This window comes from Vreelandella glaciei (assembly GCF_013415125.1).
GTDB lineage: Bacteria > Pseudomonadota > Gammaproteobacteria > Pseudomonadales > Halomonadaceae > Vreelandella > Vreelandella glaciei.
Genome location: NZ_JACCDE010000021.1, coordinates 21,700 through 48,694 on the forward strand (window position 1 = coordinate 21,700; position 26,995 = coordinate 48,694).

At 55.9% G+C, this 26,995-nt stretch carries 25 protein-coding genes and 3 tRNA genes; 6 read left to right on the plus strand and 22 right to left on the minus strand.

All coding sequences use genetic code 11. The features are described 5' to 3' along the window. Nucleotides 1-24: 24 nt before the first annotated feature. From ccmI to ccmA, 9 genes are all read right to left on the minus strand, one after another. On the minus strand, nt 25-1,263 hold the full coding sequence (gene ccmI / locus HZS80_RS14365; RefSeq protein ID WP_179916480.1) for a c-type cytochrome biogenesis protein CcmI: 1,239 nt from the start codon (nt 1,261-1,263) through the stop codon (nt 25-27). Then, nucleotides 1,260-1,730, minus strand: a complete 471-nt coding sequence (locus tag HZS80_RS14370; protein ID WP_179916481.1) for a cytochrome c-type biogenesis protein — start codon at nt 1,728-1,730, stop codon at nt 1,260-1,262. The genes ccmI and HZS80_RS14370 overlap by 4 nt, the downstream gene beginning before the upstream one ends. Continuing rightward, nucleotides 1,721-2,248, minus strand: a complete 528-nt coding sequence (locus HZS80_RS14375) for a DsbE family thiol:disulfide interchange protein (RefSeq protein ID WP_179916482.1) — start codon at nt 2,246-2,248, stop codon at nt 1,721-1,723. Before HZS80_RS14375 ends, HZS80_RS14370 begins: the two co-directional genes overlap by 10 nt. Continuing rightward, nucleotides 2,245-4,254: a heme lyase CcmF/NrfE family subunit gene (locus HZS80_RS14380; RefSeq protein ID WP_281372598.1), complete on the minus strand. Its 2,010-nt coding sequence runs from the start codon at nt 4,252-4,254 to the stop codon at nt 2,245-2,247. The genes HZS80_RS14375 and HZS80_RS14380 overlap by 4 nt, the downstream gene beginning before the upstream one ends. 52 nt (nt 4,255-4,306) lie before the next feature. Then, nucleotides 4,307-4,816: a cytochrome c maturation protein CcmE gene (ccmE, locus tag HZS80_RS14385; protein ID WP_179916483.1), complete on the minus strand. Its 510-nt coding sequence runs from the start codon at nt 4,814-4,816 to the stop codon at nt 4,307-4,309. Then, nucleotides 4,813-5,004, minus strand: a complete 192-nt coding sequence (gene ccmD / locus HZS80_RS14390; protein ID WP_179916484.1) for a heme exporter protein CcmD — start codon at nt 5,002-5,004, stop codon at nt 4,813-4,815. The genes ccmE and ccmD overlap by 4 nt, the downstream gene beginning before the upstream one ends. Further along, nucleotides 5,004-5,771 (minus strand): heme ABC transporter permease, encoded by a 768-nt coding sequence (locus HZS80_RS14395; RefSeq protein ID WP_008957502.1) that lies wholly within the window; start codon nt 5,769-5,771, stop codon nt 5,004-5,006. The genes ccmD and HZS80_RS14395 overlap by 1 nt, the downstream gene beginning before the upstream one ends. A 14-nt stretch (nt 5,772-5,785) precedes the next feature. Then, nucleotides 5,786-6,499, minus strand: a complete 714-nt coding sequence (gene ccmB, locus HZS80_RS14400) for a heme exporter protein CcmB (RefSeq protein WP_179916521.1) — start codon at nt 6,497-6,499, stop codon at nt 5,786-5,788. An 86-nt stretch (nt 6,500-6,585) separates the two neighbouring features. Continuing rightward, entirely contained in the window at nt 6,586-7,233 is a 648-nt protein-coding gene (ccmA, locus tag HZS80_RS14405; RefSeq protein ID WP_035564414.1) for a cytochrome c biogenesis heme-transporting ATPase CcmA, read from the minus strand. A 196-nt stretch (nt 7,234-7,429) separates the two neighbouring features. Between ccmA and HZS80_RS14410 the strand changes: the two genes are divergently transcribed. From HZS80_RS14410 to HZS80_RS14420, 3 genes are all read left to right on the plus strand, one after another. Further along, on the plus strand, nt 7,430-7,834 hold the full coding sequence (locus HZS80_RS14410; protein ID WP_035564416.1) for a LexA family protein: 405 nt from the start codon (nt 7,430-7,432) through the stop codon (nt 7,832-7,834). Continuing rightward, entirely contained in the window at nt 7,834-8,460 is a 627-nt protein-coding gene (locus HZS80_RS14415; protein WP_179916485.1) for an IMPACT family protein, read from the plus strand. Before HZS80_RS14410 ends, HZS80_RS14415 begins: the two co-directional genes overlap by 1 nt. Before the next feature lie 183 nt (nt 8,461-8,643). After that, nucleotides 8,644-9,693, plus strand: coding sequence for an IS110 family RNA-guided transposase (locus tag HZS80_RS14420; RefSeq protein ID WP_179916486.1), 1,050 nt, complete (start codon nt 8,644-8,646; stop codon nt 9,691-9,693). 279 nt (nt 9,694-9,972) lie between these two features. Here HZS80_RS14420 and HZS80_RS14425 read toward each other — a convergent pair whose 3' ends face one another. From HZS80_RS14425 to HZS80_RS14435, 3 genes are all read right to left on the minus strand, one after another. Next, complete coding sequence (locus HZS80_RS14425; RefSeq protein ID WP_035564418.1) at nt 9,973-11,295, minus strand: sodium ion-translocating decarboxylase subunit beta; 1,323 nt, start codon at nt 11,293-11,295, stop codon at nt 9,973-9,975. A 10-nt stretch (nt 11,296-11,305) separates the two neighbouring features. After that, entirely contained in the window at nt 11,306-13,126 is a 1,821-nt protein-coding gene (gene oadA / locus HZS80_RS14430; RefSeq protein WP_179916487.1) for a sodium-extruding oxaloacetate decarboxylase subunit alpha, read from the minus strand. A 91-nt stretch (nt 13,127-13,217) separates the two neighbouring features. After that, on the minus strand, nt 13,218-13,475 hold the full coding sequence (locus tag HZS80_RS14435) for an OadG family protein (protein ID WP_035564423.1): 258 nt from the start codon (nt 13,473-13,475) through the stop codon (nt 13,218-13,220). 138 nt (nt 13,476-13,613) lie between these two features. Between HZS80_RS14435 and HZS80_RS14440 the strand changes: the two genes are divergently transcribed. Then, the gene (locus tag HZS80_RS14440; RefSeq protein ID WP_246362105.1) at nt 13,614-14,609 is read left to right on the plus strand and encodes a tRNA dihydrouridine synthase; all 996 of its coding nucleotides are present in this window, start codon (nt 13,614-13,616) and stop codon (nt 14,607-14,609) included. A 198-nt stretch (nt 14,610-14,807) separates the two neighbouring features. On the opposite strand, the gene HZS80_RS14445 is transcribed toward HZS80_RS14440, so the two are convergent. The 9 genes from HZS80_RS14445 to HZS80_RS14485 all read right to left on the minus strand — a co-directional run bounded on the left by HZS80_RS14445 (nt 14,808) and on the right by HZS80_RS14485 (nt 22,052). Next, nucleotides 14,808-14,884, minus strand: a tRNA-Arg gene (locus tag HZS80_RS14445). A 50-nt stretch (nt 14,885-14,934) separates the two neighbouring features. After that, nucleotides 14,935-15,011 (minus strand) — tRNA-Arg (locus HZS80_RS14450). A 63-nt stretch (nt 15,012-15,074) separates the two neighbouring features. Beyond that, a tRNA-Ser gene (locus HZS80_RS14455) sits at nt 15,075-15,167 on the minus strand. Nucleotides 15,168-15,288: 121 nt separating this feature from the next. Then, nucleotides 15,289-15,477, minus strand: a complete 189-nt coding sequence (csrA, locus tag HZS80_RS14460) for a carbon storage regulator CsrA (RefSeq protein WP_007111501.1) — start codon at nt 15,475-15,477, stop codon at nt 15,289-15,291. Nucleotides 15,478-15,670: 193 nt separating this feature from the next. After that, nucleotides 15,671-16,921: an aspartate kinase gene (locus tag HZS80_RS14465; protein WP_179916488.1), complete on the minus strand. Its 1,251-nt coding sequence runs from the start codon at nt 16,919-16,921 to the stop codon at nt 15,671-15,673. 96 nt (nt 16,922-17,017) lie between these two features. Beyond that, nucleotides 17,018-19,627, minus strand: a complete 2,610-nt coding sequence (alaS, locus tag HZS80_RS14470; protein WP_179916489.1) for an alanine--tRNA ligase — start codon at nt 19,625-19,627, stop codon at nt 17,018-17,020. 224 nt (nt 19,628-19,851) lie between these two features. Further along, complete coding sequence (locus HZS80_RS14475; protein ID WP_179916490.1) at nt 19,852-20,316, minus strand: regulatory protein RecX; 465 nt, start codon at nt 20,314-20,316, stop codon at nt 19,852-19,854. Between the two features lie 24 nt (nt 20,317-20,340). Next, nucleotides 20,341-21,414, minus strand: coding sequence for a recombinase RecA (recA, locus tag HZS80_RS14480; RefSeq protein ID WP_035564432.1), 1,074 nt, complete (start codon nt 21,412-21,414; stop codon nt 20,341-20,343). A gap of 110 nt (nt 21,415-21,524) precedes the next feature. After that, on the minus strand, nt 21,525-22,052 hold the full coding sequence (locus tag HZS80_RS14485) for a CinA family protein (RefSeq protein ID WP_035564434.1): 528 nt from the start codon (nt 22,050-22,052) through the stop codon (nt 21,525-21,527). Between the two features lie 83 nt (nt 22,053-22,135). Here HZS80_RS14485 and mutS point away from each other — a divergent pair, with 83 nt between their 5' ends. Together mutS and fdxA are read left to right on the plus strand one after the other, a co-directional pair. Then, on the plus strand, nt 22,136-24,697 hold the full coding sequence (gene mutS / locus HZS80_RS14490) for a DNA mismatch repair protein MutS (protein WP_179916491.1): 2,562 nt from the start codon (nt 22,136-22,138) through the stop codon (nt 24,695-24,697). 166 nt (nt 24,698-24,863) lie between these two features. Next, nucleotides 24,864-25,187, plus strand: a complete 324-nt coding sequence (gene fdxA / locus HZS80_RS14495; RefSeq protein WP_007111508.1) for a ferredoxin FdxA — start codon at nt 24,864-24,866, stop codon at nt 25,185-25,187. A 506-nt stretch (nt 25,188-25,693) separates the two neighbouring features. Here the strand turns inward: fdxA and eno are convergent. Further along, on the minus strand, nt 25,694-26,983 hold the full coding sequence (gene eno / locus HZS80_RS14500) for a phosphopyruvate hydratase (RefSeq protein ID WP_035564438.1): 1,290 nt from the start codon (nt 26,981-26,983) through the stop codon (nt 25,694-25,696). Between the last annotated feature and the right edge of the window lie 12 nt (nt 26,984-26,995).

The following is a 26,995-nucleotide window of genomic DNA, read 5'->3' on the forward strand; positions in this document are numbered from 1 at the left end:
ACCGAGACGACGTTCCCGTTGCGATTATTCAAAAACACGGTTAATCACCACTTCAACCGCCTCCGCGTCTTCAATAGGCTCGACGCTGACGCTCTCAAGGTCACCGAACAGATCTCCCGGCTGGGGCATTGCTTGGCCAGAGGGCGAAACACGCACCACTAAACGGGCTTCCTGCACCTGGGAGATTTGCGCCTGTGGCGACATCGCAGCAGTGTTATCTAGCGTCACGGTCATGGGCAGCTCGGATACCTGCGCCCGCACCACGGCCAGGGGTGGTAACTCACCCTCAATATCGCGGGCAGTGATAAACACAGTGTCGTCATCGTCAACGCGCCCGGCGAGCTCTTCGTCTAACGCAACGCGAACCCTAATGCCGTTACCTTCGCCGACGGTTTCTTCAGGCTCAATACCCATGCGCTCCTGGGCCACGCGAATACCCTCGCGCAGCGAGTCAACGGTGTCGGGATCCTCGATATTGGCAATCGCCCGGCGCCAGTGGTCAATGGCCTGTTCGTAATCACCTTTATCAAAGGCATTAACCCCTAGCAAACCCAGCACGGTTGGCTGGCGGGGATCCTGCTCCAACGTCTCATCGACCAATGCCTGCACTTCATCGGTGAGTTCGCGCTCGGCCATAAAGAAACGAATTTGCGCTAGTTGAGCCAGCAGCGGTGGAATTCGGCCTTCAATCTCAATCAGGCGTTCAAGCGCATCGACGGCCTGGGGCATCTGTCCTGTTTCGCGATAGACCGGAAACAGCGCGCTCCATACGTTTGGGTTATCCGGCTGACGCTCGGCCTGCTCTTCCATGCGCTCGATATACATGCTCAGCGAGCCTTCAGGGTCATTCTGTACTTCTTGCTGAACGGCGAGTAACACAAGGTCGCCCTCGGCGCCCTGCTGTTGATACCAAAGCACGCTGACCACTACCACGGCCACCATAACGACAGGCACCACCAGACGACCCGCCCCTGCCGGCTTGAGCGGCCGGCGCGCGCGCACGGCGGTGTCTTCCAGCAGGCTACGCTCAAGCTCCAACCGATCTTCTTCAAAGCGCTCGGCATCAATGTCGCCACGCTCTCGCGCCGCTTCTAGTGACGTTAAGCGACGCTGAAAAATCGCCACATTCTGCTCGGCAGAGGTGTCATTGGTTTCAAACGCGTGTTGTTGATCATGTAATCGACGCGCGTTTCTTAGCGGCGCTACCAGCAGCCACAGCGCGGGGAGCAGTAAAACGGCAATCGCAATCCAGAGCAGCGTCATGAAGACCTCTTACGGTTAATCAGCGCATCTATACGCTGGCGCTCTTCGGCGCTCAGCGCTTTAGCAGAGGCATTTCGGCGGGCACGAATCATTAACACAACCACCAGCGCGCCTAGCAGCACCAGTGCAATAGGCAGCCCCCAAAGCAGGTAGGTGCGGCTCTCTAATCGCGGGTTATAGAGAATATATTCACCAAACCGCTGCACCATATGGTTAACAATTTCGATATCCGACTGCCCGTCTTGCAGCAGTTGGTAGACACGCTCGCGCATGTCCCCTGAAATAGGGGCATCGGAATCGTTTATAGCTTGGTTTTCACACAGCGGGCAGCGCATCGAGGCGGTTAAATCGTGATAGCGTTTTTCCATGACCGGATCGTCAAATTCGCGTAGTTCGATCCCCCCCGCCGCTGCACCAAACGCTATAACCAGCAGTAGTAGCGCTACCATGGTTCGCATTAGCGCCATTTTTCCACCTCCGGCAAGATTCGTTCGCGGACGTCTTGTGGCGATACGTAGCCTTTATGGTGATAGCGAATAACGCCGTCGGCATCGACCAGAAAGGTTTCCGGCGCGCCGTAAACGCCAAGGTCAAAACCCAGCTCGCCTTCTGGATCAAAAATATTCACTTCAAACGGATCGCCAAACTCGCTGAGAAACTCCATGCCTTTTTCGCGGGTATCCCGGTAGTTAACCCCAACCATCCGAATGTCCTGATCGGCCAGCTCCAGCAGTTGAGGCATCTCCTGCTTACACGCGGGGCACCACTCGCCCCATACGTTAACCAGGGTGACGTCGCCCTGGAGCAGCGATTGGTCCACGCGCTGATTTTTATCGCGCAGCGTGGTGGCTTCAAAGGCCGGGAACTCGCGCGCCATCAGCGCGGAATCGCGCTGGGAAGGGTCCAGCGATAGGCCCTGGAAAAAGAACAGCGCCAAGCCTAAAAAGCAAACCGGCAGCAGTAATAGCAATAACCGACGCTTCATACAGTGGCCTCCTGCGCAGTATCGCCTTTGCCGATCGCTTTCGGTGCCTCACGAGTGACCGTCGCGCGGCGGTAACGCTTATCGAGCACCGCCAGTACACCACCAAATGCCATAAACAGGGCGCCCAGCCATAGCCAGCGTACAAAGGGTTTGTATTGGACACGCATCGCCCAACTGCCGTCGCCAAGGTCTTCGCCCATGGCCACATAGAGATCACGGAACAGCCCCGGCCGCAGAGCCACCTGGGTCATCGGCATACCGGTCGCGAGATAAAGGCGTTTTTCAGGACGCATGGTGAAACTGCTACCGGTGTCGCCACGCTGTACCTGAAGGATCGTAGTGTCTGCCAAAAAGTTTGGCCCGCGACGCTCGGCTAACTCCGTCATGGTGAACTGATAGCCCGCCACTTCGACCGTGGTGCCCGGCGACATGCGCACGTTGCGCTCGATGTTGTAGTTGGACACCACCGCAACACCCACAATCGTGACCGCCACACCAATGTGCCCTAACACCATGCCCCAGTAAGAGAGTGAAAGCTTGCGTAACCCGGCGATGAACGAGCTGGCGTGACGGGTTTTATCAAACACATCGCGCACCATCGGCAGCACAATCCATAGCGCAGAGACGATCCCCAGGGAGACAAACAGATTCCACTCACCGCGATACAGCAGCGGCATCAGTATGCCCAGCACCAGCGCAGCAACGCCCGCCAACCAGAGCTTACGGACTAGGTCGCGCACCGCCATGCCTTTCCAGCGCGTTACCGAGCCTAGTCCCATAAAGATGCACATCATCACGGTGAGCGGTACAAACAGCGCATTGAAGTAAGGCGGGCCCACGCTGATTTTACCCAGCCCCAGGGAGTCAAGAATCAGCGGGTAGACGGTGCCAAGTAAAACGGTGACCGTCATGATGACCAGGAAGATATTATTGACCAGCAGCAGCGCATCCCGAGAGAGCCAGTTAAAGCCCACTTTGTGGCTGACCCGCGGGGCTCGCAGTGCGAATACCAGCAGCGAGAGCGTCACCGTAATCGCCAGCAGCATCAGGATAAAGAAGCCACGGGCAGGGTCGTTGGCAAACGCATGTACCGAGGTGAGCACGCCGGAGCGCACCAGGAAGGTTCCCATCAGCGACAGCGAAAAGGTCGAGATCGCCAATAGCACGGTCCAGCTCTTAAACGAGCCGCGCTTTTCGGTCACCGCCAGCGAGTGCACCAGCGCGGTTCCCGTTAACCAGGGCAGCAGCGACGCGTTTTCGACCGGGTCCCAGAACCACCAGCCGCCCCAGCCAAGCTCGTAATAGGCCCACCAACTGCCGAGGGCGATCCCCACGGTCAAAAACGCCCAGGCCAGATTCGTCCAGGGACGTGCCCAGCGCGTCCAGGCGGCGTCTAGGCGCCCTCCCATGAGAGCAGCAATCGCAAAGGCAAAGACCACGGAAAAACCCACATAGCCCATGTAAAGCATCGGCGGATGCACCACTAGCCCGAAGTCTTGCAGCAGCGGGTTGAGGTCGGCACCGTCTTGAGGCATGTCGGGGAGCAAGCGTTCAAAAGGGTTAGAGGTGATCAGGATGAATAGTAAGAAACCGACACATACCATGCCCATGACGCCCATCACCCGAGCGACCATATCCCGCGGCAAGTTGCCGGTGAACACGCTCGCCGCAAAGCCCCAACCTGCCAGCATTAGGCTCCATAGCAGGACAGAGCCCTCATGGTTGCCCCACACCGCGCTGAATTTGTAGTACCACGGCAGCAGCGAATTGGAGTTATTCGCTACGTTCGCCACGCTAAAGTCATCCAGCATATAGCTCGCGGTCAAACAGGCGTAGGCGATGGCAATAAACAGAAACTGCCCGGCCGCCATGGGCTGACCATAGGCCATCCACAGTGGGCGGCGGGTCGCTGCACCGGCCAGCGGCATCACTGCCTGCACCATCGCCATCAACAGCGCGATGATGAGGGCGAAGTGGCCAATTTCAGGAATCATTTTAATCAGCATGTGCGCTCCGAATTAGCACTGGCGGTAGGGCAAGTCGGTGAAACGATGGGGGTTAATACTCGCTTGCTTGGGGGACGCCCTCTTCATCAAGCCGCTTACCCACTTCGGCAGCCTTGGCCTGATAGTCGGCCGGCGAATAGCCCGCCTCTTCAAGTGCCTGCGCTACTTCAGGCGGCATGTAGTTCTCATCGTGACGCGCCAGCACTTTATCGGCATACAAACGGCCATCTGCTTGAAGCTCCCCGACCACCACTACACCTTGGCCCTCGCGGAACAGATCGGGAAGGATGCCGCTGTAGTAGACCTCTAGGTCATCAACGTAATCGGTCACGGTAAACGCGACGTCCAGGCTGTCGGGGTCACGGGACACCGAGCCCTCTTTCACCATGCCGCCCGCGCGAATCTGGCGTTCCATGGGCGCATCGCCCTGAGCGATCTGCACCGGGCTAAAAAACAGATTAATGTTGGCACGTAGCGCATACAGCGTTAGCCCGACAGCAATCGCGGTTAACGACACCAAACCCAAAATGACGAAGAGTTTCTGTTTACGTTTGGGGGTCATTGGGCGTTCCCTCTCAAGCTATTTGCGCGCCGCGCCCGACGCTTTATGCCATTCAATAGCTGACGCTGTTCAACGCGCGCATGCCAAACGGTGGCCACCAGCAGCAGCGCCGTTACCCCCCAGGCAGACCATACATAAGGTGCATGGCCGCCCATGGCGAGAAATTCGGAAAATGAGGCAAATGCCATTAGCGCGTCTCCTCTGCCTGTGCATTCACTACCTGGCCGTTAACGAGCTCCTGTACCCAGCGCTTGCTCGACTCTCGGCGTAGGATCTCGCTGCGCGTGCGCATCAGCGTCAAGGCAATAAAAAAGCTGTAGAACCCTAGCACCATAATGACCAGCGGCAGCCACATTTCGGTGGGCATCGTCGGGCGCGAGGTTAACGTAAACGAGGCTGGCTGGTGCAGGGTGTACCACCAATCCACTGAGTATTTGATGATGGGAATGTTGATGACGCCCACCATGGCCAGCACCGAGGCTGCCCGTGAGGCACTATCGCGGCTGGTAAACGCACCACGCAGAGCAATCACGCCTAAATAGAGGAAGAGCAGAATCAGCATGGAGGTAAGCCGGGCATCCCACATCCACCAGGTACCCCAGGTCGGCACACCCCATACAGCACCGGAAAATAGCGCGACAAAGGTCATCGCAGCGCCCAGCGGTGCCATAACTGCCGCCGCCATATCGGCGACTTTAATTTTCCAGACCATAAACACCAGCCCAGACACCGCCATGGAGATAAAAATCGATTGAGCTAAAAAAGCCGCGGGCACGTGAACATAAATGATCCGGAAACTATTGCCCTGCTGATAATCCGCTGGGGCAAACGCCAGCCCCCACAGCGAGCCAGTGACCAGCAACAGCACCGCTGCGGCCCAAAACCAGGGCTGTAATTTGGCACTAATGCCATAGAACCACTTGGGTGATCCCAGCTTGTGTATAAACGCCCACATAGCGTGTCCTGTCCTTAACCGTTAATACTGATACGCAGCGATGCGGCAATCGCCCACGGCGCTAACATAAGTGAGGCCGCCAGCAGCGCGCCTAAGATAGCCAAGTGCGCAGAGACACCGTCGCCCAAAATAGCCGCCTGGACCGCACCTGCGCCAAAAATGAGTACCGGAATATACAGCGGCAGCACGAGTAGCGAGAGCAGGACGCCGCCCCGCGCCAAGCCGACGGTTAACGCCGCACCAATGGCACCAATCAGGCTCAAGCTCGCCGTGCCCAGCGCCAGCGATAGCGCCAACACCGCATAGCTACCCGCAGGCAGTGCGAGCATAATGCCCAGCAGTGGTGCCATCAGTGCCAACGGCAGCCCGGCCAGCAGCCAATGCACGGCCACTTTCGCCACGCTTAATGCCGCCAGCGGCTGCGGAGCGAGTAACAGCTGTTCAAGGCTGCCGTCGTCGTAATCGCTGCGAAACAGGCTATCTAGCGACAGCAGCGCGGCTAACAGTGCCGCCACCCATAGCAACCCCGGCGCAATCGTCGCCAACAGCTCCGGGTCGGGTGAAATAGCGATCGGAAACAGGGTGATCACCAGGGCAAAAAACACCAGCGGATTGAGCACTTCACCGCGACGTCTCAGCAGTAGCGTCAAATCACGCACCAACGTGGCCTTCACCGCGATCATCAGCCCGCCCTGGTGCTCAAGCAGTGGCACTGAAGGGGCATCCATGGCGGTGTCTGATCCATGTAGAGAGCTATCTGAAGAGCTGTGCAGCTCTGTTTTCTGCCACCCTGTTTCCTGCAATCCGGCCTCCTTCACCCCAGCGCTATGCGTCTTAACAGCGATGACGCGGCTAACTCATGGTGGGTTGTTACTAGCACGCAGCCGCCCGCCTGAGCATGCCTAATAAGTTGCCTTTCAAGGGCTGCAACGCCGTGGCGATCAATGGCGGTGAAGGGCTCGTCTAGCACCCACAGCGCGCGGGGGGTCAGCGTCAATCGCGCCAGCGCCACACGGCGCTGCTGGCCTGCCGAGAGTTGACCGGCGGGCACATCTTCAAAGCCTGCCAGGCCAACCTGTTCAAGGGCATCCAGGCGCTGCTGCTCACCCTCTTGTGCCCCGCTGCCCTGTCCTCCACTGCTTTCGCCACTCAGCGCCTGATACCACGCTAAATTTTCTAACGGAGAGAGCCCCGACTTGATGCCCGGGGCATGTCCTAAATAGAGCAAATTAGCGAGAAAATGTTCACGGACACTCTGCATCGCAGCGCCATTCCAGAACAGCTCGCCTTCATAGTCGCGTAGCTGCCCGGAGAGAATTTTAAGCAGGCTTGTTTTACCACTGCCATTAGGCCCTTCAATTCGCACGATTTCACCGCTGCGAATATCGAGATCCAGCCCCTTAAACAGTGAGCGATCATCACGTTCGCAGGACAGCTGTCGGGCTTGTAGACACAGGCTCAAGAGTCTCTCCAGGCACATTGATTTCGCGTCGAACTCTACACGGAAAGCCCGTTTCTCGCCACTCACTCTATGCGGCGCTGGGTCGCAGCATGACCTCAATCAATATGGCGTAAGACCAATTACTGCTAGCACTGTATGCAAAAACAGTTCTATACTGAAACCACTGTATGAAAGAACATGCAATGGAGATTTCTCAATGACCATATCGATGGCAGCACCTACCGTTAAGCCTAACCACTTACACTCGGTTCCGCGTACCTATGCGCCGACGCCTAGCATTACTCGTCGCAATACTTATGCGCTTAAAGTGCGTGGTAACGCAATGCGTGATTGCAACTTGTTCGATGGCGATGTCATTATTATTCGGCGTTATCAGCATGATGCCCAAACAGAAACCGCCGTTGCCGAAATCAACCAGCAAAAAATCGCCTTGAAGCAGCTCTCAATCAGCCGCTTTGGCGTAGAGCTATGGCCTGAGGATACGTTGCAGCCAGCGCTATTTTTGCATAACCGTGATATTCAGGTGCTCGGCATGGTGATGGGTGTTGAATCTCATCCAAGGACTGGCCTGCAAAACAAGCCTACTATCACGGAGCATTAATGCGCTACCGGGTGCCGGAACTCCCCCTTTCGTCTTGGCAGACAACTGACATCGAAGTCGAAAAGAGTCACTTTATTACCTGGATCTGCCACGCCTTAGACATCGATGCATTCACTCGCATGCTGGCGGCGGCTAAAGCCGAGCATCCCAATGCGAGCCATCACTGCACTGCCTATATTGCTGGCCCACCCGGCGAGCAAAATTTGATTGGCTTCTCTGATGATGGCGAGCCTGGCGGCACCGCAGGTCGCCCAATGTATCAAGTTCTGCAGGGCAGCCAATTAGGTCAAATTGGTTGCGTGGTGATCCGCTATTTTGGCGGCACGAAGCTAGGCACCGGCGGTTTGGCCCGCGCTTACGCCCAGGCGGTTAGCCATGCTTTGGAGACGCTACCTACCCGAGAAGTGGTCGAGCGCGATCTTTATACCCTGCGGCTCGGCTTTGCCAGCGAAGCGATTGCCCGCGCCTGGTGCGAAGAGCAGGCTATCCCCATTGAGCAAGCGGATTACGATGGCGACGGTGTTCGTCTGACCATTGGTTGGCCAAGGGACAACCCACTTGACCTTTCCCCGCTAGAAAACCGCTTGAAGAGCGCTGTTGAGATTCTCTCTACACCAAAGGCATGATGCAGCAGGGCTACAGAGCCCCGTATGTCGTTGCAAGGAGCTTGCGACGCGGCAATCTCGTCCTGCGGTAGCACATAAAACCGAGATCGCCGCGCTTCGCTCAATGAAAGGGACTCCTCCCCTCTCGAAGCTTCAGAGAGCTACATTGATAGTTGAACCACTTCAATGCGGAGGGGAAGAGTCATGAACAAGCATAAGACAATAGGGTTGGATCTGGCAAAGCGTGTTTTCCAAGTGTGTGTTGTCGACACTCGCCGCCCGCGTGTTCAGGTCAACAAAGAGCTTAAACGGCATCAGGTCTTGGATTTTATGCGCCGCCAACCGGCCTGTCGGGTGTTCATGGAGGCGTGCGGTGGATCGCATTATTGGGCGCGACAGCTGCAGGCCCTCGGCCATACCGTTGCCCTCATTTCGCCCCAGTTTGTGACGCCTTTTCGCAAGGGGCACAAGACAGATGCCAATGACGCTCTCGCTATTGTAGAGGCGGGTTTGCGCCCAGACATGCGCTTTGTACCGCTCAAAAGCGTCGAGCAGCAGGATATTCAGAGCCTGCACCGCATTCGGGAAAGGTACATTCATCAGCGCACCCAGTTGATCAACCAGGTTCATGGCTTATTACAGGAGTACGGGATTATCAGCGGTCGTGGTCAGAAGGCATTAAAGCAACGTGTCTGGCTCGCCCTAGAAGATGCCGATAACGAGCTTTCGATGCTGATGCGTGACTTGATTGCCGAGCAAATGGCGGAGCTGGATCGACTCAACGAGCGCATTCAGTCACTGGATAAGCGCGTGGAGCAGATGAGCCGTGCGGTGATGCCTTGTCGCCAACTGTTGGCGATTGAGGGAGTGGGGCCGGTGGTCGCCACCCAGCTCTATAGCGCCCTCGGTAACGGCGACGCGTTCAAGAAAGGTCGCCAAGCGTCAGCCTATCTGGGGTTAACGCCGACACAACACAGCAGTGGTGGCATCGCGAAGATCAAGGGCATTGGCCGAACGGGGCAAATCTCGCTGAAAGCCGCCCTGATACGTGGCGCACACTCGGTCATCAACACCGTGGGTGACAAACAGGATGCTAAAAGTCGTTGGCTACGATCCCTGGTCGCTCGCGTTGGCAAGAACAAAGCGGCTGTCGCGTTAGCGAACAAGACAGTGCGAACCGCCTGGGCGGTTCTGCACAGCGGACAGTCCTATTGTAGAGAGTTTAACGACGGTTCCGCGCTGATGGTGAGCTAAGCGGTAGCACCATCAGCGGCTAAGCGCCGACAGGCGGCTACCTTGTTGCCGGGCAACGATCGATGAAAAACAGGTCAGACCGACCTTCTCAAAACCTGCTCATTGCGATGGCTGAAAAAGCCTACGCCTCGTTGAGGAGAGAAGGTGCGCGACGTTCATCAGGGTCAGGGGATAGCGTCCCCATTAAGAGACCGACTATACGCACGCATCGGCTTATGTTGTTCATCATCGGAGCTTGCAACCGGGGAGGAGTCCCTATACGCAATGACAGAGGACTAGTTAACCAAGATACTTGATCATCACACCCGCAGCCACAGCAGAGCCAATAACCCCTGCCACATTGGGCCCCATGGCATGCATCAGCAGGAAGTTATGCGGGTTAGACTCCAGCCCCACCTTGTTGGCCACCCGGGCAGCCATCGGCACCGCAGAAACACCCGCGGCGCCAATTAAGGGGTTGATGGGCATTTTGCTGACTAAATTCATCAGCTTGGCCATTAACACCCCAGCGGCCGTGCCGATCCCGAAGGCGACAATCCCCAGCCCGAGAATGCCTAACGTTTCAAACGTCAGGAAGCTATCGGCCATTAACTTGGAGCCGACGGACAGCCCCAGAATAATGGTTACAATGTTGATCAGAGAATTCTGCGCAGTATCCGATAAACGTTCGACCACACCACACTCACGCATCAAGTTACCAAAGCAAAACATACCGAGTAGCGGAGCGGCATCGGGCAAAAACAGTGCGACCAGAATCAACAACATCAGCGGGAAAACCACTTTCTCCAGCTTGGAGACCGGGCGCAGTTGGGTCATCTTGATCTCACGCTCTTTCTGGGTGGTCAACAGACGCATAATCGGCGGCTGAATCAGTGGCACCAACGCCATGTAGGCGTAAGCGGCCACGGCAATCGCACCCAGCAATTCAGGCGCCAGTACGCTGGAGACGTAGATGGAGGTCGGGCCATCCGCACCGCCGATAATACCAATCGCGGCCGCCTGATTGAGAGAGAAGTCCATGACGCCCATCGAGGTCAGCGCCACGGCGCCAAACAGCGTCGCAAAAATACCAAACTGAGCGGCGGCACCTAAAAACAGCGTGCGCGGGTTCGCCAGCAGCGGGCCAAAGTCGGTCATTGCCCCAACGCCCATAAAGATAATCAGCGGGGCGATACCCGAGCCGATTGCGACTTTATAGAAGTTATAAAGCATGCCGTCGCTGTAGCCAACGCCCACGGCGATGTCTCGCGCAGCACGCAGCTGGTCGGGTGCGACGCCATCATGGGCGATCATCTGCAGCGACTCCCGCCATGCGTCTAAGTTCGCCAGTGGGTCAAGGGACGCACCCAGCGCTGCTGCCATCTGCTGTAGCACCGCCGGCTTGGCCACCTCAATCGCCTGGTCGAGCGCAGAAATGGCTAGCCCGGCTTCAGGGATATTGGCCAGAATGCCGCCAAAACCAATCGGCACCAGTAGCAACGGCTCAAACTTCTTATAAATGGCAAGGTAAAGCAGCAGAAGACCCACCATGATCATCGCCGCTTGACCGAGCTCAAGGTTATATAGCCCCGAGCCTTCCCATAACGTTACTAATTTATCCATTACTGGGCCCTTAGAGCTCGATCAACGTATCGCCTACGGCTACGCTGTCGCCCTCGCTGACGTTGACCTTAGACACTGTACCTGCGCTGCTGGCACGCACTTCGGTTTCCATTTTCATCGCTTCAAGAATGATGACGACATCACCTTCAGCGACTTGCTCACCAGGGCGTACATTGACCTTGAAGATATTGCCCGCCAGCGGCGCATCGATGCTTTCACCGCTGGGGGCCGGAGCTTCCTCTTTGGGTGCAGTAGTACTGGCTGCCGTTTGCTCTTGCACCTCGCCCAGTTCACCGCCTTCAGAAACCTCGACCACAAAGGATTTGCCGTTGAGCTTAACCGTGTAGGTTTCTGGGCCACTGGCAGCTACTGGTGGTTTACTTTCAGCCTTAGCCTTAGCAGGGGCATTGGCAGCACTCGCCTCAGCCGCCTGGGGAGCGGGCTCAAAGGCGTCGGGATTGTCACGATTTTTAAGGAACTTCAAACCAATCTGTGGGAATAGCGCATAGGTCAGCACATCATCGACTTCACGCTTGCCTTCAGCCAAGCGAATACCGTCAGCGCTGGCTTTCTCTTTCAGTTCGGTGGCGAGCCTGTCCATTTCAGGCGAAAGGTTGTCCGCCGGGCGACAGGTAATCGGCTCACCGCCTTCCAGCACACGCTTCTGAAGCTCGGCATTAAAGGGTGCCGGCGCGGCGCCATATTCACCTTTGAGCAGCGCCTGAACTTCCTTGGAGATCGACTTATAGCGCTCGCCCATCATCGCGTTCATCACCGCCTGGGTGCCGACGATTTGCGACGTGGGCGTTACCAGCGGGATAAAGCCAAGGTCTTCGCGTACGCGAGGAATCTCGTTCAGCACATCGTCAAGCTTATCGCCCGCGCCCTGCTCTTTGAGCTGGCCTTCCATGTTGGTCAGCATGCCGCCGGGCACCTGAGCAATCAGAATGCGTGAATCAATACCGCGCAGCGAGCCTTCAAAGGCGGCGTACTTCTTGCGCACTTCGCGGAAATAACCGGCAATATCTTCCAGCAGCTCAAGATCCAAACCGGTATCACGGCCGGTGTCTTTGAGCATTGCCACCACTGACTCGGTCGGACTGTGGCCGTAGGTCATCGACATGGAGGAGATCGAGGTATCAACGTTATCAATGCCCGCCTCTACCGCTTTCAAAATAGTCGAGGTAGAAAGGCCGGTCGTGGCGTGACAGTGCAGATGCACTGGAATCGACAGCTCTTTCTTGAGCCGCGTCACCAAGTCGAACGCCGTGTAGGGCGTCAGCAGCCCCGCCATATCCTTGATAGCCAATGAATCTGCGCCCAAACCGGCAATGGTTTTGGCGAGATCGACCCAGCTATCCAGGGTATGTACCGGGCTCACGGTATAAGAGATGGTACCTTGGGCATGGCCTTCTACGTTACGCACCGCCTGAATGGCACGCTCCAAATTACGCGGATCATTCATGGCGTCAAAGACCCGGAAGACATCAACACCGTTGGTTTTCGCCCGTTCGACAAATTTATCGACAACGTCATCGGCGTAGTGGCGGTAGCCCAGCAGGTTTTGACCACGTAGTAACATCGCTTGGGGCGTATTGGGCATGGCCTCTTTCAGGGCACGAATACGCTCCCACGGGTCTTCGCCCAAATAGCGGATACAGGCGTCATAGGTCGCCCCACCCCAGGTTTCCAGCGACCAATAGCCAACGCGATCCAGCTTTTCAGCGATCGGCAGCATATCGTCCAAGCGCATACGCGTGGCAAATAGTGATTGATGGGCATCGCGCAGCACGACATCGGTAATGCCTAAGGGACGTTTTGTTTCGTTCATGGTCTTAGCTCACCGTAGAAAATTGTCAGTTTGTAGTAAAAATAACAAAAAAACAGCCTAGAGAGGGCTGAGATAGAAAAAATTGAGAAAGTTAACGACGTCGCGTTGAACGATAACGGTGCACTGCAGCACTGATCACCGCCAACATCTCGTCATTTTGACTCACGGGAGCCGGAGACGACGGCGACTTCTTACTCGCATCAACCGCGATGGGAGCAGGCTGAAAACGGTCTATCAGCTTCGACATTAGCGTAACGCTAATAACTAAAATAGTAAGAAAAACAAACACAACACCCATACCAAGCGCCATTAACGCCAACCCGTCCTGCAATAGTTCATAATCCTGCATAAGGCGCTCCTACCTCTCGAAGTAAGTTGCTAGACACGTTATTTCACCAGCGGCTGTGTAAAGCCTCTTGGCGCAGTGAGGGGAATACTCTAACCTGCCACACCCAGAATAGAATGCAATGGCGCGATAGTGGAAGTCATGGTTGTTAATTTACTACAAAACGGCAGAATTGGCCTAGCCCCGATGGAAGGCGTGATCGACGCCTTAACGCGGGACTTGCTAACACGCCACGCGGGCTTCGATTGGACGGTGACCGAATTTGTCCGCGTCGTCGATGCGCGCCTGCCGCCAAGAGTGTTTTATAAGCATTGCCCGGAGCTTATGCAACCGCCCGTGGCAACCCCAAGCGGCATTCCCGTGCATTTACAGCTTTTGGGCTCGGACCCTGCTGCCCTAGCGGCCAATGCGCGCCAGGCGCTCAAGCTTGGCGCAGTCAGCGTTGACCTTAATTTCGGCTGCCCAGCCAAACTGGTTAATCGCCACGATGGCGGCGCTTCACTGCTCCGCCAGCCAGACCGCGTGTACAAAGCAGTTAAGGCGGTTCACGATGCCCTGGAAGGCGAAATCCCGGTGACCGCAAAGATTCGTCTCGGTTTCGCCAATCGCCGCTTAGCGGTTGCCTGCGGCCAAGCTACCGAAGCGGGCGGTGCAGCGCAGCTAGTGGTACATGCCCGCACCCGCGATGAGGGCTACCGCCCACCGGCGCACTGGGAATGGATTGGCAAGATTCGCCGTCAGATGGGCATACCCGTGGTCGCCAATGGCGATATCTGGACGTTAGAGGATTACTGGAAAGCTCGCACGCTTTCTGGTTGCCAAGATGTGATGCTAGGGCGCAGTGCCTTGGCAGACCCCTGGCTTGCCCCACGCATCCGCCACTGGCTCAAGACCGGCGAACGATTGCCTGAGAGCAGTTGGTCGATGCGCGCCAATGTGCTTAAAGAGTACGCCGCTCTACAGCGCCAACAGCTGCCTGACCGCGTGGTAGTCTCTCTGGTAAAACAGTGGCTTGCCCAAATGCGCCAAGGCAGCACCGAAGCCGAGCAGAATTTTCAGCGGGTGAAGCGCATTACCGAATTGGATCTTCTGCTCGATAGTCTGGTGGTTGACGAGCAGTACGCCACCCTGGCTTAACGCACCTTCTGCAACGCTTAATTAGTTTATAGCCAAAAAAAAGCGCCCTACCGCAAAACGGGGGCGCTACACACGATCGCAAGACCGGAGCGCGAGCATATACCGGTCAGGCTGGAAAGAGACAGTCAGGCTAGATAAAGCGCTTATCAGACTAGAAACAGAAAACCCGCTCTCATATTGAGAGCGGGTTTAGAAATCTGGCGCGCCCGGGAGGATTCGAACCTCCGACCCCCTGATTCGTAGTCAGGTACTCTATCCAGCTGAGCTACGGGCGCGTAATGGTGCAACTAACGTTTACTCATACTACTAAAAGCTACTTAGCAGGTGGCGCGCCCGGGAGGATTCGAACCTCCGACCCCCTGATTCGTAGTCAGGTACTCTATCCAGCTGAGCTACGGGCGCATACCTTGTGACCATGCACTTCTCAGTGCAGCACTTATTAAAAGTACTTAATGGCCATGCTATTGGCGGAGAGAGAGGGATTCGAACCCTCGATAGGGCTATAAACCCTATACTCCCTTAGCAGGGGAGCGCCTTCAGCCACTCGGCCACCTCTCCTCAACGGCACGGCGCGAATATTACCGATTTGGGGATCTTGTGTCTAGTCCTCTGCCGATTTTTTTCGCGCCGACCATAGCTTACGTCTTGAACATCGAATCATCATACAAGCCCGTAAGTTTTATTCCACTTCGTTTTCACTGTTCCGTTCGCGCTGAATACGCTGGTAAATCTCTTCACGGTGAACCGCAACATCTTTGGGCGCATTAACACCAATTCGCACTTGATTGCCTTTTACACCGAGTACGGTGACGGTGATTTCATCACCGATCATCAGGGTTTCGCCAACACGGCGAGTTAGGATGAGCATGGCTGATCTCCTTTTCAGACGTTTTATGCAACGGGATATGTCAGCCGGAGGCAACACCACGCCATTATGCGGCATAGGGTTGCCTGCCACCAACGGCTCCGGCTCCATGACACCTTAACCTCCCGTTGAAAGAAAGCTCACCACCACACGGCAGCAAGTACCCCTTCAGCGTAGAAGGTTTAAGGCATTAATGTTATTCAGATTCGATATCTGTCTTATCTAAACCAAAAGCTTTGTGCAGTGCATTAACCGCGAGTTCCATATGTTTCTCATCAATGACGACTGAGATTTTAATTTCAGAGGTGGAAACCATACGGATATTGATGTTTTCATCGGCTAAAACGCGGAACATTTTTGATGCTACGCCCGCGTGAGAACGCATGCCAACACCCACCAACGAAACTTTGGCAATATTGTCGTCGCCACGCAGCTCGCCACCACCTAAATCCGGGATCACCGTCTCTTCAAGCAGTTTCTTGGTTGCTTTGTAATCGCCTTTAGCAACCGTAAAGGTGAAGTCGGTATAGTCACCAGCCGGGGCAACGTTCTGTACGATCATATCGACTTCGATATTGGCATCGGCAATCGGGCCAAGAATGCGTGACGCCACACCGGGCACATCCGGCGTGTTGAGCAGCGTCAGTTTGGCTTCATTCTTGGTAAAGGCGATACCGGAGATCAGTGGTTCTTCCATAGCGTCCTCGTCTTTGTCTGCTTCTGCAACAATTAGGGTACCGGGGCCGTCTTCAAAGCTCGACAGCACCCGCAGGGGCACATTGTATTTACCGGCAAACTCTACCGCGCGGATCTGCAGCACTTTAGAGCCGAGACTGGCGAGTTCCAGCATCTCTTCTACCGTAATGCTCTCTAAGCGCTGAGCCTTCGAGCATACGCGGGGGTCAGTGGTGTATACCCCATCGACATCGGTATAAATCTGACACTCATCTGCACCGAGCGCGGCGGCCAGGGCCACACCCGTGGTATCAGAACCACCGCGGCCCAAGGTGGTGATATTGCCGTCTTCATCGACCCCTTGGAAGCCCGCTACAACGACCACCTGCCCTGCTTCAAGGTCAGCTTTCAAGTCGTCGGTTTCGATACGCTGAATACGCGCCTTGGTATAAGCGCTGTCAGTATGAATACCTACCTGAGCACCAGTGTGTGAAGTGGCTGGCACGCCAATTTGCTGCAGCGCCATGGCGAGTAGTGAGATCGTCACCTGCTCGCCGGTCGACAGCAGCATATCCATCTCGCGCGGTGCGGGATCGTCATTAAGTGCCTGAGCCATATCCGTGAGGCGGTTGGTTTCGCCGCTCATAGCGGAGACCACGACGACCACCTGATGGCCTTGATCGCGGAAGCCCTTAACCTTTTCCGCTACGGCCTTGATACGCTCGACAGAGCCCACCGAAGTGCCGCCGAACTTCTGTACGTATAGTGCCATATGCCGTTTTTCCTATGCGTTCGGGAATGGAGGGTGAAATTGTAGTTAGGTTTAAATAAATAAGGCCGGTGACAATAATGCCACCGGCCTTTGGGTTTAGCTAAGTGCGTTTTCCAACCATGCCGGTACGCTCTTCAACGCACCCGGCAGGGCATCGGGCTGGCTACCTCCTGCCTGAGCCATATCCGCGCGGCCACCACCTTTACCTCCCACTTGAGAGGCAACATGGTTAACCAGCTCACCGGCTTTCACTTGGCCGGTCAAGTCTTGGGTTACCCCAGCAATCAGGCTCACTTTGCCTGCCGCCTGATCGGCAACCCCAAGGATAATAACCCCGGAACTGAGCTTGTTCTTAAGTTGGTCAAGAATGCCGCGTAAATCTTTACCAGAGACACCTTCCAACTGTGTTGCCAATAGCTTAACGCCGTTGATCTCTTGCACCTGGTTCAGCATATCGCTCCCCGCAGCGCTGGCGAGCTTGGCTTTAAGCTGCTCAAGCTCTTTTTCCAGACTGCGGTTACGCTCAACCAGTGACTCTACCCGCGCTTCTACTTGCTCAGGCTTGGTCTTCAAGCGTTCGCCCAAGCGCTCAAGGCGGGCTTCCTGCTCCCGGAAGTAAGCTAGTGCGTTTTCGCCGGTAATCGCTTCGATACGCCGTACACCAGAGGCAATGCCCACTTCACTCATGACATGACAGCAGCCGATATCGCCACTGCGTGTCACGTGGGTACCACCGCACAACTCGATAGAGAAGTCGTCGGCACCAATCGTCAGTACCCGCACGTTCTCGGCGTATTTGGCCTCAAACAGCGCCGCCGCCCCTTTGGCTTTGGCTTGATCCAGGCTCATTTGCTCGATTTTAGTCGGCGCATTAGCCAGTATCTGCTCATTGACCAACCGTTCGACTTCCGCCAACTGCTCGGCAGTCATCGGCTCAAAATGGCTAAAGTCGAAGCGCAGCCGCTCAGCATTAACCAGCGAGCCTTTTTGCTGCACGTGATCGCCTAGCACCATACGCAGCGCTTTATGCAGCAAGTGAGTCGCCGAGTGGTTACGGATGGTGGCTGCACGTAGGCTGGCATCCACTTCGCCGCGTACGCTAGCACCGACACTCAGCGAACCTTCCACCATGATGCCCTGGTGTAAGTGATGGCCGCTCTGCTTTTGGGTATCCGTCACCAGGAAACGACCGCCGCCCACATACAGGTAGCCGGTATCGCCCACCTGGCCGCCGGACTCACCGTAAAATGGCGTGCGATCTAGCACCACAACGCCCTTCTGCCCGGCTTCCAGCGCAGCCAGTGCATTGCCTTCGCTGTCGACCAGTGCCGTTACCTTGGCTTGATCTTCCAGGCGATCATAGCCAGTAAAGGCCGTCTCACCTTCCAATTCGATGGAGGCGCTGTAGTCGGCGCCGAACTGGCTAGCCGCCCGGGCACGCTCGCGCTGGGCCTCTAAGGCCTGCTGAAAGCCCTCTTCATCGAGTGTAACGCCGCGCTCGCGGCATACATCGGCGGTGAGATCAAACGGAAAGCCGTAGGTGTCGTAAAGCTTAAATACCGTTTCACCCGGCAGCACTTTACCATCCAGCTCGGCCAAGGCCGCATTCAAGAGTCCCATGCCGTGGTCCAGGGTGCGAGCAAACTGCTCTTCTTCTTTCAACAGCACCCGGGTGATTTGGTCATTCGCCTCGCGAAGCTCTGGATACGCATCACCCATTTCGGCATCCAGCGCGTCCACCAGCTTGTGGAAGAACGGCTCTACGGCGCCCAGTTTGTGGCCATGACGGATCGCGCGGCGAATGATGCGACGCAGGACGTAGCCACGCCCTTCGTTAGAAGGCAGGACACCGTCGGCAATCAGGAAGGCACAAGAGCGGATGTGGTCGGCAATTACGCGCAGCGAAGGTGTGGCGGTATCAGGGTGCCCGGTCGCTTTAGCGGCCGCCTGCAGCAGGCTCTGGAACAGATCAATTTCGTAGTTGGAATGCACGCCCTGCATGACGGCGGCCACGCGCTCTAAGCCCATACCGGTATCGATAGAGGGCTTGGGCAGCGGATTAAGCGTGCCTTGGGCATCGCGATCAAACTGCATGAACACCAGGTTCCAGATTTCGATGTAGCGATCGCCATCTTCTTCCGGGCTACCGGGAGGGCCGCCCCATACTTCTGGACCGTGATCAAAAAAGATTTCCGAACTTGGGCCACAGGGGCCGGTGTCGCCCATTTGCCAGAAGTTATCTTCGTCTAATTTGGAAAAGCGCTCGGGGTCAATACCGATCTCGTCTTTCCAGATACGTTCAGCTTCGTCATCGCTAACATGTACCGTGACCCACAGCTTCTCTTTAGGCAAACCCAGCGTTTCGGTCAGAAACACCCAGGCAAAGCGTATGGCGTCTTGCTTGAAGTAGTCGCCAAAACTGAAGTTACCCAGCATTTCAAAAAACGTGTGGTGACGTGCGGTATAGCCGACATTGTCTAAATCATTATGCTTACCGCCTGCTCGTACGCAGCGCTGCGCAGATGTTGCACGCACGTATGGGCGTGGGTCGCGACCCAGAAATACATCTTTGAAAGGCACCATGCCGGCATTGGTAAACAGCAGCGTCGGGTCATTGCCCGGCACTAAAGAGCTGGTGGGTACAATCGTATGTCCCTGCTTTTCAAAGAAGGTAAGAAAGGCCTGTCTGATTTCTGCGCTTTTCATAGGGTATCCGTAACAAGAAAGCGTGGTGTCCCAGGGCGCTGTCGACGCTACCCTCAGGGGTCGCAAAGGGGCCATTATAGCGCAGTTGTCAAACGACTAAAGCCGCACTTAGTGGCACAAAGGCAAACAATCAGAGGAAGTAGCGTATTAGAGCGCTAGCAGAAAGGTAAGAGGCGTCGTTTTTACAGGCAGGAAAGTCAGTATTACAAGTAAGAGAAAACGTATTACAGACAGGATAGCGCGTAGCGGATTTGCTCAAAATCGAAGCCACGACTAGCCAGAAAGCGCTCGCGTCGAGCGCGCTCTTTAGGCGTCTCACCAGGGCTATCGTAGCGTCGCGCCAACGCTTCCCGGGCTAACTCGAACCAGTCAACCTGCTCCCTCTCCTCCACCTCTTCAAAAGCAGTGTTGAGGGTTTCCTGGTCGACGCCGCGTTGGCGTAATTCACCTTTAATACGAATAACACCCTGACCGCGTAGAATGCGCGAGCGTATGAAACTAGCCGCAAAACGCGCATCAGACTGCAGGTCTTGCTCGGCCAGAACGTCTAAACACTCGTTGATAGCGGTATCTTCGAAGGCTTTTTTCTTCAAGCGCTGGGCTAGCTCGGCGCGAGAGTATTCGCGCCGAGCCAGTAAGCCAATCGCGATGTCACGGGGCGTGGCATCGCGCTGAGACATAAAGGCCATCAGCGGGTCTCGGTTAGAACAGACTTAGAGCAGATCGTCATCGTTGGCATCCACTTCAGCCGCTGCTTCGGCAGGGGCACCCTCCTTCTCCTTTTTAGGATCAGGCTTGGCCAAGAGCTGCTCACGAATCTGCGTTTCAATTTCGAGCATAATGTCTGGATGCTCTTCCAGATAAAGCGCGGAGTTTGCTTTACCCTGGCCGATTTTCTTGCCTTTATAGCTGTACCAGGCACCGGCTTTATCGACCAGATTGCACTGCACGCCCAGGTCAATAACCTCGCCAGCATGGTAGATACCCTTGCCGTAAAGAATCTGGAATTCAGCTTGGCGGAATGGTGGTGCCACCTTATTTTTGACCACTTTCACGCGGGTTTCGTTACCGGTGACTTCATCACCTACTTTCACCGAGCCGGTGCGGCGAATATCCAGACGCACGCTGGCGTAGAACTTAAGCGCGTTACCACCGGTAGTGGTTTCGGGTGAACCAAACATCACGCCGATCTTCATGCGAATCTGGTTGATAAAGATCACCAGGCAGTTGGCGTTTTTGATATTACCGGTGATCTTACGCAGCGCTTGAGACATCAAACGTGCCTGTAGGCCAACATGGGTATCGCCCATTTCGCCTTCGATTTCAGCGCGCGGGGTCAACGCAGCGACAGAGTCGATAACAATCACGTCAACACCGCCGGAGCGCACCAGCATGTCGGTAATTTCTAACGCCTGCTCGCCAGTGTCTGGCTGGGAAATCAGTAGATCATCCAGGTTGACGCCTAGCTTTTCGGCATAGCTCGGATCCAGAGCGTGCTCGGCATCCACGAACGCACACACTTTGCCTTGCTTTTGCGCTTGCGCAATCACCGAAAGGGTCAGCGTTGTCTTACCCGAGGACTCCGGACCAAAAATTTCAGCCACGCGGCCAAACGGCAGCCCGCCGATGCCAAGTGCGATATCCAGACCCAACGAACCCGTGGAAACCGACGGCATGACCACACGCGGTGCGTCGCCTAGACGCATGACGGTGCCCTTGCCGAACTGACGGTCGATTTGGGTGAGTGCAGCGTTTAGCGCTTTAGTGCGGTTGTCATCCTGAGCCATTCAGAGATTCCTCATAACAAGCTGTATAATTACCCAGTAGTATGCCAAAGATTGTGCCGTAAACAAATCCTTGATCACGCTTTCTCTTAACTATTTTCCTACCCCTACTCCTACTTGCCTGCCTTCACCCGCGCATCCAGGCGTGCCACCAACCCTGCCAGCGCCTGCCGCACCGCCTGCTCGCGCACTGCTTGGCGATCCCCAGGGAAGTGAAAACACTCGGCTTGCTGCTCGGCAGTATCACCCCAGGCAAGCCAAACGGTACCCACCGGCTTTTCAGCACTACCACCATCCGGCCCGGCCACCCCACTAACGGCAACGCCCAAGCCTGCACCGCTTTCCCGGCAGGCGCCTTGCACCATCGCTTTCACTACTTCTTCGCTCACCGCCCCGTGTTCTGCCAGTATAGCGTCTGGCACGCCGAGCAGGCGGGTCTTAGCCGCGTTCGCATAGGTCACATAGCCCGTTGTAAAGTAAGCAGAGCTACCCGCCGTACTGGTAATCGCACTGGCAATACCACCGCCCGTGCAGGACTCAGCGGCGGTCACTTCAACCTTCAACTGCTGACAAAGCCGGCCTAGGCGCTGAGCTAGCAGCGTCAAATCAAGATTTTTCAGGCTAGATACGCTGGGCACTATGGTCGCTCCTTCAAGTGAGTCGTCTGTTCAGCGTAGAATACTGTGTTTAGCTTTCTCAAAGAAATTGCTCAATCAGGACGCCCATGTCACAGGCCATTCCCCCTAACACGCCAATGATCACGCAGTATTTAAAGATCAAACGCGAACACCCCGAGGTTCTGCTGTTTTACCGAATGGGGGATTTTTACGAGCTGTTTTTCGACGACGCCAAGCGCGCCGCCGCACTGCTGGACATTACCCTTACCCAGCGCGGCCAGTCGGGGGGGAAGCCGATCCCGATGGCGGGTGTACCTTACCATAGCGCTGAAGGCTATTTGGCGCGTCTGGTCGCTGGCGGTGAATCGGTAGCGATCTGCGAACAGATAGGCGACCCCGCGACCAGCAAAGGGCCCGTTGACCGCCAAGTAGTACGTATCGTCACCCCCGGCACGCTCCACGATGAAGCGCTGCTCGATGCCCGCCGCGACAACGTATTGGTATCAGTCTCCCCCGGTAAAGATAGCTGGGGCCTTGCCTGGCTGGAACTCTCTAGCGGCCGCTTCAATGTATTGGAAGTGGAGAGCGAAGCCGAAATGCTCGCCGAGCTTACCCGCCTCTCCCCTGCTGAGTTGCTGGTGCCCGAAAGCCTGACGCTACCCGATGCGTGGTCGCAAAAGCGCAGCCTGCGTCGCCAGGGCGAGTGGCTGTTTGATTTGGAGAGCGCCACCCGCAGCCTGTGCGATCAGTTTGAAGTGCAGGATTTACGCGGCTTTGGCTGCGCGCACTTAACCACCGCACTGATTGCCGCCGGAGTGCTGATCGATTACGCCCGCGACACTCAGCGCTCGCGCTTGCCCCACGTGACCGCCATCAGCGTTGAGAATCGCGACGATGCAGTGGTGATCGACGCCGCCAGCCGACGTAATCTGGAAATCGATATTAACCTGGGTGGCAATAGCGACAACACCCTGGCGAGCGTGCTCGACACCTGCACCACCGCCATGGGCTCGCGGCTACTCAAACGCTGGCTGAACCGCCCGCTGCGCCAACGAGAGATTGTCCAGAACCGCCATGCAGGCGTGGCGTTGCTAAGCCTAGATGCCGCCTACATGGCGCTGCGCGAGACGTTGAGCGATGTGGGCGATGTGGAGCGCATTCTGGCCCGGGTCGCGCTGTACAGCGCCCGGCCACGGGATTTGGCGCGCCTGCGTGACGCCCTGGTCACTCTGCCTACCCTTGAACAGCAGTTGGGCGAGGTAGAGAACGGCAGCGCGCTGGATAGCCTGCGCCCGCATATCCGCCCCTACCCTGAAATGGCTGACATGCTCAGCCGCGCGCTGGTTGAGAACCCGCCGGTGGTGATCCGTGATGGCGGGGTAATCGCCAACGGCTTTGATGCCGAGCTCGACGAGCACCGAGGCATGGCCGAGAATGCGGGCGACTACCTTGTTCGGCTGGAAACCCGCGAACGCGAGCGTACCGGGCTTGCCAATCTCAAAGTCGGCTATAACCGCGTACACGGCTACTTTATCGAGCTGCCGCGCTCCCAGGCGCAGCAGGCACCCGCTGACTATATTCGCCGCCAAACGCTTAAAAACGCCGAGCGGTTTATTATCCCCGAGCTCAAAGAGTTTGAGGATAAGGCGCTGTCGGCTAAATCCCGCGCCCTGACCCGTGAAAAATGGCTTTATGACCGCCTGCTGGGTGAACTGAATAACAGTCTTCACGCGCTACAAAGCACCTCTCAAGCGTTAGCGGAGCTGGATGTGCTGTGCGCCTTTGCCGAACGCGCCGAGGCGTTAAGCTGGGTGCGCCCAACGCTGAGCGAGGCCACCGGCATTCGTATCGAGGCGGGACGGCACCCTGTGGTTGAACAGGTTAGCGAAACGCCCTTTGTGCCCAATGACGTTACGCTTAACCCCGACCAGCATATGCTGATTATTACTGGCCCTAATATGGGTGGTAAATCGACCTATATGCGGCAAACAGCGTTGATTGCTCTGCTCGCCCACTGCGGCAGCTTTGTGCCCGCCGATGCCGCAGAGATCGGCCCGCTGGATCGGATATTTACCCGCATTGGTTCGTCGGATGACCTCGCGGGCGGGCGCTCCACCTTTATGGTCGAAATGACCGAAACGGCCAATATTTTGCACAATGCCACCCAGCAAAGCTTGATTTTGATGGATGAAATTGGCCGCGGCACTAGCACCTTTGACGGGTTATCGCTGGCCTGGGCGAGTGCGGAACATCTTGCCAAGGGGCGTGCACTAACGCTGTTTGCCACGCACTATTTTGAGATGACCGCCCTACCTGAACACATGGAAGGCGTGGCCAATATTCACCTAACGGCGACCGAGCATGGCGACAGCATCGTGTTCATGCACCGCATTGAAGCAGGCCCGGCTAGCCAGAGTTACGGTTTGCAGGTCGCTCAATTAGCGGGCGTACCTGGCCATGTGATTAAACGGGCCCGTGAGAAGCTGATGAGTCTGGAGCAGCGCGATGTAGATAACACAGCGCAAGCGCCGCGAACGGCTCCCCAGCAAAACGACCTGTTTGCAGCCGTGCCACACCCGGTGGTTGAAGCATTGGAAAATGTCGATATGGATGACTTAACGCCGCGGGAAGCGCTGTCGCTGTTGTATCAGTGGCGAGACCTGATCTAATGGTAAATATAGTAGGTTATACAGAAGCCCATAAGGCGCTTGCCGCGAGGTAGGCGCACCTCTAGAATGTCGCTCAAACTTTTAGCTTATAAAAAACGGCTGATTTATAACCATTCACGATTGACCATGGCTGAGAGACTCTCGGCCCTGCAAGAGGGATAGCAAGATGACGTTTGTCGTTACCGAGAACTGCATCCAGTGCAAATACACCGACTGTGTGGAAGTCTGCCCGGTCGACTGTTTCTACGAGGGCCCAAACTTCCTGGTCATTCATCCTGACGAGTGTATCGATTGCGCGCTGTGTGAGCCCGAGTGCCCCGCCGAGGCGATATTCTCCGAGGATGAGCTGCCGGACGGGCAAGAGGCATTTATTGAGATTAACGCCGAGATGGCCGAAGTCTGGCCGAACATAGCCGAGCGAAAAGATCCGCTGCCTGACGCCGAAGAGTGGGACGGCAAGCCCGGTAAGCTTGAGAAGTTAGAGCGTTAAGCGTTCCTCACGCCTGCTCTATTTTACTTTAAAACCAGCGCTTTTTTGAAAAAGCGCTGGTTTTTTATGGCGTTACCAAGCGTTTATTGCCAAATACGAGGCAAAAAAAGGCGACCCGTAGGCCGCCCGCTCCAAGCACTTCCTCTGACCACTCCCTGTATCAACTTCCTCAGATGACTTCCCTGCCGGGGCTCACCTCACTGTATCACCCGGCGCATCCGTCCTACATCCCGTTGCATCCTGTCTGAAGCATCCTTGCCTCCCCTTGTCCTGCGTATATTGTGGCAGATCACGTAGGCTTCTCAACAATGCCAAAATGCAAAAAGGCGAGTCTTAGCGACTCGCCCTAATTTCACAATTATGTTTAAAAACAAAATCTTAAATTTGAATTAGTGGAAATTTTCGTTTTATCTTACCCCAAACCAAGCGATTCTCGTCGACATTTGTAAGACATCTCTTACAAAATCTTGAGATATTACTTACAAACCTCGCTCAATATTGGCACTTTACTGACCTTTGATCGCTTTCAGGCCAGGATACGTGACATCTTCAAGCTCGGCCTCAATCACCAGCAAACGGTTGTACTTAGCAACGCGATCAGAACGGCACAGTGAACCCGTTTTAATCTGACCGGCGCAGGTACCTACCGCCAAATCGGCAATAGTGGTGTCTTCCGTTTCACCAGAGCGGTGCGAAATTACCGCTGTAAAGCCTGCATCCTGGGCCATCTTGATGGCATCCAGCGTCTCGGAGAGCGAGCCGATCTGGTTGAACTTGATCAGGATAGAGTTACCGATCTGCTCATCAATACCGCGCTTAAGAATCTTGGTATTGGTCACAAACAAGTCATCACCTACCAGCTGTACTTTAGCGCCCAGCTTGTCGGTCAGCGTTTTCCAGCCTGCCCAGTCGGACTCGTCCATGCCATCTTCGATGGACACGATTGGGTAATCGGCGCACAGGCCTGCCAGGTAATCAGTAAAGCCTTGGGCGTCGTAGCTTTTGCCTTCACCGGAAAGGTTATACTGACCGTCTTTGTAGAATTCTGAAGAAGCACAGTCCAGCGCAAGCGTGACGTCTTTACCCAGCTCGTAGCCAGCATCGGCAACGGCTTGCTTGATGACTGCCAGCGCATCAGCGTTAGACGACAGGTTCGGCGCAAAGCCGCCCTCGTCGCCAACGGAGGTGGAAAGGCCTTTTGCTGAAAGCACTTTTTTCAGGGCATGGAAAATTTCCGCGCCCATGCGCAGCCCTTCACGGAAGTTAGGCGCACCTACCGGCTGAACCATAAACTCTTGGATATCAACGTTATTGTCCGCGTGCTCACCACCGTTGATGATATTCATCATCGGCACCGGCATGCTGTACTGACCCGGCTGGCCGTAAAGCTCGGCAATGTGGGCATATAGCGGTACGCCTTTAGCGTTAGCAGCGGCTTTAGCCGCCGCCAGGGAAACGGCCAAAATCGCGTTCGCGCCCAAGTTCGCTTTATTCTCCGTGCCGTCCAATGCCAGCATGGCATCGTCTAAGCCGCGCTGATCACGCGCATCCATACCCAGCAACGCATCACGGATCTTGCCATTAACCGCCTCGACTGCTTTCAGCACGCCTTTGCCCAGATAGCGTGACTTGTCACCGTCGCGCAGCTCTAATGCTTCACGTGAACCGGTAGACGCACCGCTGGGCGCGCAGGCTTCACCAACAGCGCCGCTGGCAAGACGTACGTTCGCCTGTACGGTGGGGTTACCACGCGAATCCAGCACTTCCAACGCACTGATAGCAACAATTTTGGTCATGGCAGTTTCCTT